General features: G+C 32.5%; 18 protein-coding genes and 1 pseudogene. 15 read left to right on the forward strand and 4 right to left on the reverse strand.

Going from position 1 to position 13405, the window contains the following annotated elements; translation table 11 throughout:
- Window positions 1–1121: 1121 nt before the first annotated feature.
- From A8F95_RS02425 to A8F95_RS02465, 8 genes are all read left to right on the forward strand, one after another.
- Window positions 1122–1448 carry a hypothetical protein gene (locus A8F95_RS02425; protein WP_065409061.1) on the forward strand — a complete coding sequence of 109 codons (327 nt, stop codon included), beginning with the start codon at window positions 1122–1124 and terminating at the stop codon, window positions 1446–1448.
- 220 nt (window positions 1449–1668) lie between these two features.
- Entirely contained in the window at window positions 1669–2133 is a 465-nt protein-coding gene (locus A8F95_RS02430; protein WP_141676211.1) for a nuclear transport factor 2 family protein, read from the forward strand.
- A 409-nt stretch (window positions 2134–2542) separates the two neighbouring features.
- The gene (locus A8F95_RS02435; protein WP_065409063.1) at window positions 2543–3016 is read left to right on the forward strand and encodes an immunoglobulin-like domain-containing protein; all 474 of its coding nucleotides are present in this window, start codon (window positions 2543–2545) and stop codon (window positions 3014–3016) included.
- 321 nt (window positions 3017–3337) lie between these two features.
- A complete protein-coding gene (locus A8F95_RS02440) occupies window positions 3338–3742 on the forward strand; it encodes a hypothetical protein (RefSeq protein ID WP_065409064.1) in 405 nt (134 codons plus the stop codon).
- A 169-nt stretch (window positions 3743–3911) separates the two neighbouring features.
- Window positions 3912–4187, forward strand: coding sequence for a hypothetical protein (locus A8F95_RS02445; RefSeq protein ID WP_077247175.1), 276 nt, complete (start codon window positions 3912–3914; stop codon window positions 4185–4187).
- Window positions 4184–4540, forward strand: coding sequence for a hypothetical protein (locus tag A8F95_RS02450; RefSeq protein ID WP_065409065.1), 357 nt, complete (start codon window positions 4184–4186; stop codon window positions 4538–4540). The genes A8F95_RS02445 and A8F95_RS02450 overlap by 4 nt, the downstream gene beginning before the upstream one ends.
- Before the next feature lie 716 nt (window positions 4541–5256).
- Window positions 5257–5694, forward strand: a complete 438-nt coding sequence (locus A8F95_RS02460) for an immunoglobulin-like domain-containing protein (RefSeq protein ID WP_065409067.1) — start codon at window positions 5257–5259, stop codon at window positions 5692–5694.
- 206 nt (window positions 5695–5900) lie between these two features.
- The gene (locus A8F95_RS02465; protein WP_065409068.1) at window positions 5901–6185 is read left to right on the forward strand and encodes a DUF1871 family protein; all 285 of its coding nucleotides are present in this window, start codon (window positions 5901–5903) and stop codon (window positions 6183–6185) included.
- A 110-nt stretch (window positions 6186–6295) separates the two neighbouring features.
- On the opposite strand, the gene A8F95_RS22000 is transcribed toward A8F95_RS02465, so the two are convergent.
- Window positions 6296–6685, reverse strand: a complete 390-nt coding sequence (locus A8F95_RS22000; RefSeq protein ID WP_141676212.1) for a hypothetical protein — start codon at window positions 6683–6685, stop codon at window positions 6296–6298.
- Window positions 6686–6930: 245 nt separating this feature from the next.
- On the opposite strand from A8F95_RS22000, the gene A8F95_RS02470 reads away from it, so the two are divergent.
- A complete protein-coding gene (locus tag A8F95_RS02470; protein ID WP_065409069.1) occupies window positions 6931–7497 on the forward strand; it encodes a hypothetical protein in 567 nt (188 codons plus the stop codon).
- A gap of 192 nt (window positions 7498–7689) precedes the next feature.
- On the opposite strand, the gene A8F95_RS02475 is transcribed toward A8F95_RS02470, so the two are convergent.
- The 3 genes from A8F95_RS02475 to A8F95_RS02485 form a co-directional block, all read right to left on the reverse strand.
- Window positions 7690–8103, reverse strand: coding sequence for a hypothetical protein (locus tag A8F95_RS02475; protein WP_065409070.1), 414 nt, complete (start codon window positions 8101–8103; stop codon window positions 7690–7692).
- A 97-nt stretch (window positions 8104–8200) separates the two neighbouring features.
- Window positions 8201–8719, reverse strand: coding sequence for an NHL repeat-containing protein (locus A8F95_RS02480; protein ID WP_065409071.1), 519 nt, complete (start codon window positions 8717–8719; stop codon window positions 8201–8203).
- Between the two features lie 288 nt (window positions 8720–9007).
- Complete coding sequence (locus A8F95_RS02485; protein ID WP_065409072.1) at window positions 9008–9688, reverse strand: hypothetical protein; 681 nt, start codon at window positions 9686–9688, stop codon at window positions 9008–9010.
- Window positions 9689–9766: 78 nt separating this feature from the next.
- Here A8F95_RS02485 and A8F95_RS22890 point away from each other — a divergent pair.
- From A8F95_RS22890 to A8F95_RS02510, 6 genes and pseudogenes are all read left to right on the forward strand, one after another.
- A pseudogene (locus A8F95_RS22890) lies at window positions 9767–10036 on the forward strand (DUF3885 domain-containing protein); the annotation flags it as partial.
- Between the two features lie 115 nt (window positions 10037–10151).
- A complete protein-coding gene (locus tag A8F95_RS02490; protein ID WP_065409073.1) occupies window positions 10152–10598 on the forward strand; it encodes a DUF4878 domain-containing protein in 447 nt (148 codons plus the stop codon).
- Between the two features lie 293 nt (window positions 10599–10891).
- On the forward strand, window positions 10892–12100 hold the full coding sequence (locus A8F95_RS02495; protein WP_065409074.1) for an MFS transporter: 1209 nt from the start codon (window positions 10892–10894) through the stop codon (window positions 12098–12100).
- Window positions 12101–12288: 188 nt separating this feature from the next.
- The gene (locus A8F95_RS02500; protein WP_065409075.1) at window positions 12289–12564 is read left to right on the forward strand and encodes a colicin immunity domain-containing protein; all 276 of its coding nucleotides are present in this window, start codon (window positions 12289–12291) and stop codon (window positions 12562–12564) included.
- A 14-nt stretch (window positions 12565–12578) separates the two neighbouring features.
- Window positions 12579–12857, forward strand: a complete 279-nt coding sequence (locus A8F95_RS02505; RefSeq protein WP_065409076.1) for a hypothetical protein — start codon at window positions 12579–12581, stop codon at window positions 12855–12857.
- Window positions 12858–13013: 156 nt separating this feature from the next.
- Entirely contained in the window at window positions 13014–13223 is a 210-nt protein-coding gene (locus tag A8F95_RS02510; RefSeq protein WP_065409077.1) for a hypothetical protein, read from the forward strand.
- Window positions 13224–13405: the final 182 nt, after the last annotated feature.

Below are 13405 nucleotides of genomic sequence, written 5' to 3' on the forward strand. Positions count from 1 at the left end.
TTATTACAAAGAAAGTAAAGAAATCAAAAGTAAGAAATGGCGTGGTTTGGCTTTTCTGTTTTTAGCTATTCTTTCAGCAGCTAGTGAATCGACAGTATTTTATCTTGGGTTATTACTTATACTTTTTGGTTTAGTTAAGGCAACAGGTTTACTTTAACTAAAATCGCTTTTATTACACATTTTGTGTCTACTGTTCATCATTCTTGGCCGTAGAAGCTTAAACAATTATCTTAAAGACAGTCTAGCCTCTGAGGAATGCAGAGCATAAAACTCCCCTTTTTTATGAAGACACTAGGCTAATTCGAAAAATAAAAATCTGTGAAATCGACAATGGATAAAATCGTGTGCAGAGAAGAATGAGAGATAAAAAGAAGCCCCCTTGCGGATAAGGTTTTTATGCGTCAGAGGAGCTTCCTTGTTGTGGTGTTATGTGAACTAATACTGTATAGATTATTCATTTGATTTCTTGGACCTTAAAAATCCTAAATTCCTTAATGACACATTTAATGTTTGGGTTTATCTTGTAAAGAAAGGGAATAAAAAAGTAGACCATTTACACTAGGAGGAATAAGTATTTTACAAAGAAAAATAGTCACGGCAGCCGTTTCTGGTACTTTATTTACCATTTTATTAAGCCTAATTAACCCGAATCCATTTGAAGAACCCGCTGATATAACAGGAAATTACTTATATGCTTTTGTTTCTATTGTCTCTCCTTATATGCTGTATACTTTACCAGCCATTTTAACCTATGGAGTTTTCACATCGATCGTTAGCGACAAAATAGGTGAGTTTATATCAACTAAAGTGAAAAAGAGAAAAGTAGAATGGATCGTTTCTGGAATTTTGCATATCGTTTTTGGACTAATATTGCTATGGTTTAGCCTAGGTGCTTCTATACTCTTTTTTATTACCGATCGCATAATGAAAAAGTACGTTGAAAAGTATACATGGCCAGAAGCATTTATTAGTTTAATCATACCTATCTGGACATTCTTGATGTTCACTGGAGTTTCTTGGTTATGGGACACAGTGTTTTTTAAAAATCACTAGAGGTTTATGAACAGGAAAAGATAACTTCCTGTATCGAACATTATGTAAATTAACTAGGAGATGTTGTGATGATTAATGAATGTCTAGAAAATGACCCTATTTATATCATAGAAGATTTTACGTGCTGTGAAGAAGGTGTAGAATTTGAATGGGAAAAATCTAGAGATTTTCATGTTGGGGATCGAGTGTTTTTCATAGATGCTTTTAAGAATCCAGATAGTGTTTTTTCTCAAGATCATCTTTCTTGGATGATTAAGTTTAAAACAGAAGATAACAAAGTTTATAACGCATGCCAATTATATTTTGTGCATCAGGATGTGTGGGAAGGTTTAAGGACATTTTTTACCACAAAGCAGCCATTAACAATTGATCGTGAGGTAGATAAAAAAGGTTGAGTATCTAAAAGGTACTTAACCTTTTTATTTTCAAAAATAGAGAAGAAGAGCATAAGGAATTTTTTCTCTTTTTTTAGATACTTAACTTTTTTATTTGCGCAGCACTGAGAATACTCTTAGATCGCTCCCCTCATGAGAGAATAACTCTTCTTAAAAGAGGTCCTTTATAAAGATCGAATAAAATGTTAAATTGGAATATAGATACATTTTAGTAAAAATTATGGTTAGAAAATTTGGAAAGGAAGTTAATTGGATGAAAAAATCTCTTATTTTATCTGTTACAACAATATTTATAGTAGTAGTCATAGTTTCAGTCCCTTTCTTAGCGAATTCTAAGAGTATTTCGCCAGAACAGTTTGTAAAAGAGTACCTAGAATTAAACAAGAAAGATGACTACGAAAAATTGTCTGACATCATTATTGATGATCGTTTTAATAATGATCGTCAAACGGAGATTGAGCAATATAAAAAATTTGCTCAAGAAAAAGTAAAAGTAAAAGATTTTAAGATTAAAAAAGTAAGAGAAGTAACAGAGGATAAAGCAACAGTTATTACCGAAATAACTTTTGAAGATGGCCGTGTTAATCAGACACCAGTAAAACTGGTTAAGCAAGATGGCGAGTGGAAAGTTCATATCGGTACCGAAAGTGCAACTGACGACAAGGATTTTAAACGAATTAAATAGCAATTTGTTTTCTCACACGGGTGGGGCACTATTTTATCTATTTCATCCTTACCTATTGTTACATTGCTAATGCTTCTAAAGGAAATGGAACGACAATTGCTTTAATTGTTGTCGATATCTCTGGGTACCAAAAGCCAAAGGAAACCTATTTACTACTTATGAAAGCGAGGGTACAATATTTCAATTGCCATGGTATCTTCCGACTCATCGGCTAAGATCTGACCAAAAGGTGAAGGTGTATTTCAATGGAGAAGTGTTTCTGGTGTCACTTGGACGAACTAATAGATACTGGATAAAAACAATTAAATGCTAAGTATATTGTATCTGCACCATCAAGATCCTTTTTGAATCTTGGTGGTTATTTTTATGGTATAATATTCCAAACAAGCTGTGCTTAGGAGGAAATCCATTGAAGAAATTTTACATGTTTATTATCTTTTCGACAGCAGTATTTCTGGTGTTAGCAGCATGTCAGCAAAATAAGTCGCAAACAAAAGAGAACTCAGAAATAAAACTTGTGAAAACAGAAGTTCAGGATATGCAAAGTTCCAGGGATGGTATTACAGTTAGCATGGAAAAAGAGAAGTATAAAACAACTGATAATACGATCACACTGAACATTCAAAATAACAGTGGTACTGAATTAAATTATAGCAGTGGGTTTTCCTTGGAAAAAAAGATTAACAGCACATGGTTCTATGTGCCGATCAAAGAAGGGAGGGGAGTGGATGATATGGGACATCGTCTTCCTGCTAAGAAAACAAAGTCTGAAACATACTCACTAGATTCTTTAAGAGACAAACTTTCACCAGGCAAATATCGCCTTATACAAAATTTTGGAGCTACTTATCTTGCTGCCCCTTTTGAAGTTGTTGAGCCGTAAGATAAATAAGCATCGTATATTTTTTATCCTTAACGCAACGATACATTGTTAACTATTTCTATGGGTGAGAATAATTTTGAAATTTGCAGTAGTATCTATAATTTTCAACACAGGTAAATACTTCTAATCGAACAATTATTCTAATGCACAAGCCAGACGAGGATTAAAATTCATATTATTAATAGGGGGATTATAACGATGCCTCTTTTTTTGTAAGATTGTCTTTAAGAGAGTTCCATTTGTAAGAAATAAAGATCATTTGTTTTGGAAAGAATTAAAGGGTTTATAGTTAGACTCACCAATAAATAAGGAGTGATGAAAATGGATTTTAGTGAGTTAATGGAATGGAACGGATATATTTACTTAGAGAAATTACTGGAACCTGAAGATAATCTATTGAGACTACTTATAGGAAGGAGTAAGGAAATCAATGCTGGTCTAGGTATAAAACATCTGCCAACGATACAAATAGATTTTGATTTTTATGTTTCATATTCTGTGATCAATGAATGTTTTGATTGTCTAGATGAAGATGAAATATCAAAAGGAAAAGTTTTTCGGATATATACTAAGTCAAAGTATTTAGATTTTATTAAATCATCTACGTTGGAGATAGAAGATATATGTTTGCCGACAAATTTTGTTCACTATCAATTTTGTTGTTTAAATCATATTATTGATGTCATTTCTTGTAATGCACCCAAAATTACTGAACTAACAGATTAAATGAAGTGTATATAGTTTCACTTTTCTGTCTTGCACTGAGTTTATTGATTCCAGCATTATATAATCTATATATCTATAATGAGATGATGAAATAACAGAGAAGCTTCGACTAGAAGCTCTTTTTTTAACTAATACGGAAGGTAAATTGAACAAGAGTTTTAAGGAGGACATGATTGGTAAAGGGAGGGAGATCGTTATCAAAAAAGTTTTAGTAAAAACTGGAACGTACTCATTTATTATTTCTTTCTTAGCATTATTGATAATACTAGATAGAACGGAAACATCAGAAAATGCTGATGGAATGACTTCAACTTGGGAAATATCCTATGCAGACTACTTCTTTATGATTTTGCAGCGTTCCATAAAAATCACCTTTGCAGCGATTGTAGTTGCTTTTTTGATAAAATTATTTATAAGAAATAAAAAAGGGAGTATCATGCTATGAAATTGACTTGTCAAACCTGTGATATTGTGATTTCCAATGAAGTGGTGGAACTTAAGGATTTAAGCCGTCTCAATGATAAGGATGGTCAAGATTATATACCTAAAGGCTTTTTCATTATTGACAATCAGGATTTCTGTCCAGAGCTAAAAGGGGCTATTATGATTAATATCAAAGATTCAACTAATTCAAAATATCACTCTGACGGCAGTAGATTAAACGGATGCTGCGGTTATGATGGCTTAGACGGAATGAATAGAATTTGCTCAAATAATCATGAGATCGGAACTGAGATGTCGGATTGTTGGATGCCCCATTGTATAGCATTGAATCCAAATTTAGTTAAATTTATTTAGATGTTATTTGCTTAGTGATAAATCAATATGTTGTCTAACTTCTCATATTGTATTATTGTGCGAACTAGAGGTGTATAGAGCATTAATTCATTTCTTTAGGATATTTTTCAACTAATGAAAACTAATTATCTCTTCCGTTTTTTTAACCAAGGTTCAATTATGTTATCAAATAATTTAATCCCAATGTAAATATCCAATATAGCAAGTATTAAAGAAATAACTAGCATACTTATACCAGTATCATCAAGAATAATAATTGGTTTCAAAAGTACGAAACTAACAGCTAGAAGAATAGGAACTGTTATAGAAGTCCAAGCTATCCCAAATAAAAAATATATCATTTTATTCACCTCTTTTAAATAAACTCATCTGTCCTGTTACTTTACCCTCCTTAGGGAAAGCATAAAAGAGAAGAAATTTATTTTCTAGGGGTCGATAAAGATAAAATAATTGAACAATTAACTTCCTATATTGGTAGACACTTTAAAGGATTAGATACACTTTGGTTCTCAATAGCAGTTGGGATTGTATTGTGCGCATTAGGTATTTTTATATACAAAGATAGAAAAAATAAGCCATAACTGTATCCTTGATTTTCTTAAATAAACAACTTTATTACTCATTCGCAGGCGTCGCTTAATCAACGAACTTTTTCATTAACTTTTCTGGTGTTTCTATATCCTGCTATTGGTACAATGAGCACGGGAGGTGTTTTAATGATTAAGAACTACACATTAACTGCTTTTGGTTTCGCAGTATTGCTTCTTTTTTTAGCTGGTTGCCAAGCTGATAGATTATATCTAAAAAAAGAAGCCGTTGCTCAAAAACGCCCGATCTCCAAAAATGGTATTGCTATTAAGACAGAAAAAGCTGAATATCCAACCTCGATTAAGCAAATCATTGTTAAACTCCGTAATGATAGTAATAAAGAATACACAACAGGCGTTCATGTGTTTCTTGAAAAAAAAGTAGAAGATACATGGTACGAAGTCCCAATGAAAGCAGAATCTTTTACGCTACAAGGTATGCTTCATCGTCCAAATGAATCGTCTTCCCTTGTCCTTAGTGTAAATGATCTCAAGTATAAGCTAACTCCAGGTGAATATCGGGCCACTGTTGGTGAATTTGCTGCTCCATTTGAAGTTGTAGATTGAAAAGAACCACGTTAGGTTCTTTTCTTTTTAAACAATTATTGTAAAGTGGTTTACCGCACAGTTTGTGTCTACTAGATATTATCTACGTACCGTTGATCAAAAAAATGGGTATGACTAAAAGAAGTGATAACCTGTTTTAAAAATTGAAGGGACTAATTGCCTCGACAAGATATGTAATTATTTCAACAATTAAAGGAGGTAATTCATTGGTAAATAAATTTTTAAAAGATAACTACAAAAAGACATTTACAATAGTTGAAGAAATAATTAATCAATGGGATCCACTTGATTTACTTGCTATTGACTGCCCATGTGATGAGTATGAATTTGAAATTCGACAAGTTGCAGCTGCTGCTCTTCGAATAGACAATGCTGAAGAATTGGTTAGAGAAATCACCGAAATACTCTACAAAGCTTTCGATGAAGACTTCAAAAAATCTAAAGATTGTTTAGAGATTGCTAATAAAATTACGAATAGACTAATTAGCTAACGAGAAGAGAAGTTCATCTTCGTAGACTGATTTCTAAATTAGCGAAATACACTCTTGTGAATAGTTTTTGTCTATTACGCATCAACAGCGAACTATGCACCAACCTTACTTTATAAGGCACGATTAAAAAATAATTTAGCACCTTCATAAAAAGTAACAGCAATATAAATGGTAAATATAGCGATAAAACCAAAAAACATAAAAACCGCCAAAACTTGAAATCCATCTGAATCAAACATTTTTTTCAAATATCTCTTAATCATCTTTTTTACACCCTCTCCATGGCGCTTTATGTGTCTACCGTTGATTAGTAAAATAGAATACAACACAATGATAGAATTGTTGCATAGAAAGAAACATAATGTACCTGCTTTATGGCGCGAAAGATCCTTCAGGCTTATCATAAATATACTGTCTGTTTTGAAAATCCAATACTGTATTTGGCCAAGGAACTCTTTCGCTTTTACTGGAAAATGTTTGATTCTCAGAGGTAGCTTCACCTTCTAAAGGTTCAGTTGCTTGCTGTCCACTGAACTGATAGACAGCTAATAAAGGGAAGAGTATCGTGAAGAGAGAAAGGAATAACGTTCGCTTTTTTATTAAAATCTCTCCTTTTCATCAGTCTTTATTTTTTAAAGTTAAATTTAGTAAATTTCCTACACTTATAAAATTATTCGAGCTAGACTAGGGTTTGGTCTTTTTTATTTTATTAAAATACAAATAACTCGGTAAAGGAGTATTAGCAATGAAAAGGAGAAAGTGGCTTCGAATTTCGCTCTTTGTTCTACTTTCATATTTTGCTATTAGAGTTATAATGATTAGTTCTTCTCTCGACTATTTATTTTTTTATAAAGAAAACCTTTACCAATTTCTTGCTTGGCTTGATTTTCTATTATTAGTACCTTTTCTTGTTGTCTCTTCTCTTTTATTAGGAGAAAGGACAATGATTCAATTATTTCTATTTCTTTCGTTTTTCCCTTTTATCGGGTTAATATTTTTCTCGGTATTTTCTCAAAGCCTGGAGTATGGGGATCTTAGTGTAATAGAGAATGATGATAGATATATTTTAGGCATTTCAGGAGGATTTCAAGAAGATCCAGATAACAGATATGAGAATCGTATCTTTGAGGCTAAATTGTACGAGAAAAAGTTCTCTTTCATTTATAAGAGAATTCATTCTTCTAGAGAATCGATTTCTAATACCGACAACAATAGCCTTAGTGAAAATAAGATAAAGCCAATTTACTTAAAGAATAAAGGTTTAATTAAATTCGGAAATACAGTTCTTCATATAAAAAAGAAAGGGAAATAGAATTTTATTAAAAGTCAAGATATTTTATAAATCCCTTGATAAAGTTGAAGTTCTATAAAATGTTACACATTATATAGGATAAAAGAGAAGGATAGATAAAGCAGATAAAATTGTATTTAGGTTAGTTGAGTAAAATAGTTGATATTAAAAGGGCCCCACATTTTAGACATATCTAAAATGTGGGGCCCTAATTTATTCTTTCTTCAAAAAATATCTAGGAGGGGGACCATATCCTTGCTCGGATTCAAAATAAGCCAGTTTCCCTGGAATACACGAAATAATTGAAGGCATACCAAACCCAACTACATTTTCTAAAGCAGAAAGTAAGGGCATTTGCTGACCATCAATTTCTTCATTCCAAGAAATAATATAACAAAGTTTTTCTGCCCCGTGTTTCTTCAGAAGGGCTTCAATCTCAGTCTTATCGGAATTAGGCTTTGGTATTTTAAACATATATTGCTCACGAAGAGTTGTATTGTAATTATGGCAGAGACGGCTCAATGCGTCTAAACGTCTTTTTGGAGAAGCCAATTCAAATAAAACTCTTTCTTGAACTCTTTTCACAAAAAAAGCCTTAATAATGATTTCTTCTAGTTCCTTATTCATTTTAATCCCTCCCTAACCTGCTTCGTTAGTGCAAGAAGTGACTTTTCTTATTGAACAATCGCACCCTTTAGTTGAAGAAAGAGACTTCTAATTTATTTTAGTTTTTAACGGTTATTTCAAATGTATCACCATCAAGTTCTAGTTCCACATGGTTGTCCCAGTTCAAAAATTCATCACATGTTATTGATAGTTTATTGTTAGACCAACTATGAAACTTAATCATATCCATTTCGATAGGACTATCCAGTTGTATCTTATTATGTAAAGTTGACTTTATAATTTCAATATTATAGTCATCTGCTATTACGAAGTCCCCTGAAGAACTGACTATTAAATTTTGATATTGTGGTTCGGACTCATATTCAGTTAATTCTCCACTGAAGCAATCAAGCTTAAATAAATAATCCGAAGTAAGAACAAGGACACAGTTATATTTTTCTGATACGGCAACTCCTCGTGGAAATCCTCGGAAACTTCCGCACCATTCAGTTACATCATCGTTTGTGAATTTTATCCACGTCCAATTTTGAGAGTTCCATGGACTAGAAATGTCAAAAATCTTTTCCTTGTACTCTCCTGAATATGGTTGAGTTATTAACTCTGCTTTGGCTATCATTCGTTTGTCCTCCATAAAACATCGTTCTTAAACAAAACTGCCTCGTTAGTAGAAGAAGGATTTTTAAATAACTATATTATTTTTTAAATGACTTTATTGTAAATTAAACAACTTTATTATCTCTGTACATTTACTACGGTTTTTCTTGCTCCTTATTCATTTAATCGCCTCCTTGGTTCGTCATTACGATTTGGAATTTTTATTTAGAATTAGAATACTACAATCCCTTCTCGTGAGGTTACGTTAACTAGAAGTGAATATTCTATGCACTAAAAATTATTAATGAACTTATTGAGGGATATGTATTTCCTTCATCCAACTGCTTGTTTTAGATTTCACAGTGATTAAGTATTCGTTTTCCCATTTAAGGGTTCCTAGAAATCTAGAATATACAACTTCGTGTCCCACTTCTTTAACTAATAACTGATCTATTATTTTTAGACCTTTAGCATCGTAAACCTCACATCTCAATTGAAATCCTTCTGACCGATGTATGCCTTTCAAAATAGCTATTTGCTTTCTGCTAGGGCTTTTTTTCGGTGTTTTTCCTACTAAAAAAATACCCTCGTAATTTTGATGAATGATTTCATTTAAAGCTTCCTGGACGTAGCCGATTAGTATATCAAACGGTTGTGCACAGTGCTTTTCTAAACAAGGAACAACACAGTTAATAATAACTTTCGAAAAAGCCTGGAATTTATCCTCATTAGAGCTTAGCTTTAAAAAATCCATATAATCATCAGGAAGAAATATAGAGATTTCTCCAAGAGATAAGTCTTCTTTGTGAGAAACATTTTTTTTAGGATCTGCTAGTAAATAAATTGAAATGATACTGATATTATTTATTTCAACACCAAGTTTAGCTAGTTTATTTGAAAAGATTAACTCGAATATACGTAATTGGTGAAGATTATTGTAATGCTTTTTAGGTCTGTTTTTACCCCAATCTTTAATATGAATATCCAGCATTTAAGCTCCATCCTTTCCTCTTATATTGATAAGTAGGTTTATTCATATTTAAGTATAAGCGAAAGCGAGAGCGATTAAATGAACATAACAGAATATCTTAAGGAAAAGTTTCCGTCTGTCGGGTTAATCTCAAGTATTTATTATCAATGGGACATAGGCATCCATTTTTCACTTGATGGCGAAATCTATTAGTTTAAAGAAAATGACGAGCTCAACCTTGAACGGTTTCGACTTGTATATAAGCAAGCCACTACAATTTTTAATGAATTATTTGAACAAAATGATGACTTGTTCCTTGTAACGAATGTCTATAAGCATAAAACGAAAAAACAGCGAACAAGAAAATTGTTCTGTTTTCGTTGTAATTTCACTTTTATTAAATTAGACGAAAAAATAAAGTCCCTTAACTATCCTGGCCTTAAATGGTAACATAATAATAAAAATGGTAGGTGGTGGAATTTTCATGAAAAGGTTTTGGCTCGTTCCTATTCTAGCCATTGCAACAATAGCTTTTGTAGTTATTCCGTTTCTAGCAAATTCTAAGGAGCAAGAAAGTTCTTCTCCAGAAGAATTTGTGAAAGAATACTTGAATTTATCCAAGGCGAAAGACTATGAAAGTATGGCGAATTTAGCTATTGATGAACGCTCTCCTGATCTGCAAACAAAAATTGAGAGATATAAAGCAGCTGGAGAAAGAGCAGCATTAGAAAAATATAAAATTAAAGAAGTGAAAGATGTTACGGAAGAAACAGCAACGGTTGTTACGGTATTAACTTTTAAAAATGGCATGATTAACCAAACGCCTATACATCTTGTTAAAGAAGATGGGGATTGGAAAGTTCTATTTACTGGCAAAGACGCAAATTCGGATGAGGATTTTAAATTACTCAAACGACCAGACGGAATATAAAATAAACAGAGATGAAAATGCAACTTGTAGTACATGAAAAACCCCTTGGTTTGAACTGCACCCCAATTGTTAGACATTTACTTCCACTCACATCAAATTTAAGTTACTTGGACATTCTGTTGTTTAATTTTGGTAAAATTCATATAAGTATTTATTGCTGCTAAAAATTTGTGATAAATCTACATCCCCCAGGTTTATCCGATTAATAAAAGGAGAAGCTTTGATGAACAATCCAATTTAATACATCCCCCTGTTAAGTGAAAAATTCAATTTAGAATATTGGGGGATATATCATGAAATTGGGTAAAAACTTTTTCCTGTTATTGCTGGGGCAGTCACTTGCGAATATAGGCGATATTCTGTACATGATAGCTGTTATTAGTACGATTTTTAGTTTAACAGGTTCTGCAACAGCATCATCATTTGTTCCATTTACGATCACGTTATCCATGTTTATTTCCAGCTTATTAACACCTCTTTTGCTTGGAAGAGTCAATTTAAAATGGCTAATGGCTGGATCACAAATTGGAAAAACAGTTTTGCTTGTTATTTTAGGATTTGTGTTAATGGTTATAACGGCATCGAATTATTATTTACTCTTTTTAATTATAGGATTGGTTGCTTTTCTTGATGGCTGCGCAAATCCAATAAGACAAACGTTAATTCCTTACTATGTTAAACAGAAACATTTAATGCAAGCTAATGGAATTTTTGAAACAGCTACTCAAATAGTTCAGGCAGTAATGTGGTTCGTAGGCAGCTTGTTTTTAATTATTTTAAGTTCGCAACAACTTATTTGGTTAGTTGGATGTTTGTTCGTTGTGTCTGGTATTTTGCTATGTTTATTAGAAGATGTAAGTTATAAAACAACTGAGCCAAAAGGGAAGTTAGAACAGCTTAAAGAGGGATGGAAGACTTTATATAATACTCCCGTATTAAGAATGATTGCTTGGCTGGACCTTTTCGAAACCATTGCAGGGACGGTATGGATCGCAGCTATTTTATATGTGTTTACTAGCGATGCTTTACACGTTGATGAAAAGTGGTGGGGGTTTATCAATGGAGCGTTCCTTTTAGGAATGATTATAGGAAGCGTTTATTGTATTAAGTATTACTCTTTTATTGAAAAAAGATTGGGTATTTTTATTTTTGGTGGTTCATTTTCCAGTTTCTTAGTGACAATGTTTTTTAGCCTGAACACTATTCCGTTCATTGCCCTGCTCTTGTCGCTGTTGGTGGGAGTTTTTCAGCAGGTTAAAAACATTCCTCAACAAACAATCATACAAAGCAGTGTTTCTAAAGAAGCGTTATCAACTGTTTATACTTCGTTAGGTGCCATTGGAACAGGAATCTTTGGTGTGGGTTCTCTTGTTATGGGAATATTGACAGACTTGTTAGGTGTTAGAAGTGTATTTGTTTTTTCGGGTCTGATGCTTGCTTTAGTGAGTACAATCGTTTATAAAAATAAGCAATTGTTTGTTAAAAACGTTTTTGACAAATAAAGCTATGAAGGAAGGGCTTGTCTTATAAAGCCCTTCTTAAATGTTAATATTGTGGTGTTACGTGATAGGGGTACAAGAGTTATGGAATGGTTCCTTGTTCAACTAGCACAAATAGATGAGTTCAAAAAGGAATAATTGTTTTTTAGGAAGAAAAGTATGATTTAAAAAAACATTAAAGAGGTTAACAAATGGTTGTTTATAAGTACAAAAAATTAATAGGGGACTTTATAAATAAAGCGATTACTGTTGAGGATTTTGAGCGTAACTATTTAAATTCATTCAAAAATGAGACAGAAAGAATAGACAATGCACTGTTCGATATCTTAAACGACGTTTTTGAAGCAGTTGATTGTTATTGGCATGAATGTCTTCCTGGTCAAGAAACTGACTTTACAATATCAGAACAACAACTAAGAAATGAAGTAAGTGAAGCATTGATTAAATTAAATAATTTATTGATTTAGATGGGGTAAATATTATGATTGAGAAAAATTATGGACACTGGCACGTAGATTATTACTGTGAGGAGACGAATTTTTATACAACGGCTACTGGATTTTGGAATGATGAGGGAAGATGGGACGTATTTTTCAATGAATTAGAAGCGGATAAGATGTACAAATTATTTGATGGTTTGGACTATGAAATAGATAAAGATTTTGGTGTCCTACTGTTCAAAGTAAATGACTTTAATAATGCACACGATAAGTTCACCAAGTGGGTAGAAAATGTACTGCTACCGTTTTTAGAAAAGTAGTAATCAGGAGTTTGTTTCACTAAAGAGTGCTTTTGTTTAATATCTCGGCTGTTATTTCGGCAGTCTTTTCTTATTCAGTTAATTGGCAGTTTAACTCAATAGGGTTATTGAGATAAACTGAATAAGTAAATTTTGTATAAAAGGGAGAAAAAGACTATGAATTCAGATTCTCTGAAACAAGAATTTATAAAAGAATTTGTGGACGATACAATCTTGCAAATGAAAGAAGGGGCAAAGCAAGAATTTAAAGGTTATGTGTATCTGAACGGTGAATTCCGAAAGGATTCTCGAATTGTAGAGGAACAGGAAGTCAGAGATTATATCTATCAATTTTGGAGTTCAGGAACTTTTTCCTTATGGAAGTAACGGGGTCTTTAATGCAAGAACAGGGCTGTCAATAGGCGGTCTTTTTTTGTGTGTTCCGAAAGTGTCATAACTCAAGAGTTGTGGGCTGGCTCCTTGATCAACTAGCGAGGCAATTTAGTTGCACAAGGATTATAATTAAATTTGTAGAAGTATTAAGTTAAAAAGTAGGTGAAGCTAATTGG

The organism is Pseudobacillus wudalianchiensis, assembly GCF_001685015.1.
GTDB lineage: Bacteria > Bacillota > Bacilli > Bacillales > Domibacillaceae > Pseudobacillus > Pseudobacillus wudalianchiensis.